The organism is Flagellimonas alvinocaridis (assembly GCF_004916895.1).
Taxonomy (GTDB): domain Bacteria; phylum Bacteroidota; class Bacteroidia; order Flavobacteriales; family Flavobacteriaceae; genus Flagellimonas; species Flagellimonas alvinocaridis.
This window is the reverse complement of the sequence record NZ_SNTZ01000126.1, coordinates 1-371: the sequence shown is the minus strand read 5'-3', so window position 1 is coordinate 371 and position 371 is coordinate 1. Positions and strand designations below refer to the sequence as shown.

Below are 371 nucleotides of genomic sequence, written 5' to 3'. Positions count from 1 at the left end.
CGCCAAGGTGGAGCTGCCACCGTCGCCAAAGTCCCAACTGTGCGACACCACCCCCACATCGTCCGTGGAGCCACTGCCCGTAAAACTGACCTCCAATGGCGCATTGCCCGTCAAAGGGCTCGCCGTGGCAACCGCTACCGGGGCCGAATTGCCTGCTTGGGTCACCGTTATGGAGATTGTGTCAATATCCGTTTCGCCTTCCCCATCCTGTACGGTAAGGGTTGCGGTATAGCTTCCCGGTGAGGAATAGGTGTGGACAGGGTCCGCCAAGGTGGAGCTGCCACCGTCACCAAAGTCCCAACTGTGCGACACCACCCCCACATCGTCTGTGGAGCCACTGCCCGTAAAACTGACCTCCAATGGCGCATTGC

General features: G+C 60.1%; 1 protein-coding gene. It reads right to left on the bottom strand.

The window, feature by feature from the left end:
• Positions 1 to 371, bottom strand: a 371-nt coding sequence (locus tag EZV76_RS17040) for a PKD domain-containing protein (protein ID WP_136567712.1), incomplete at both ends; no start/stop codon positions are given.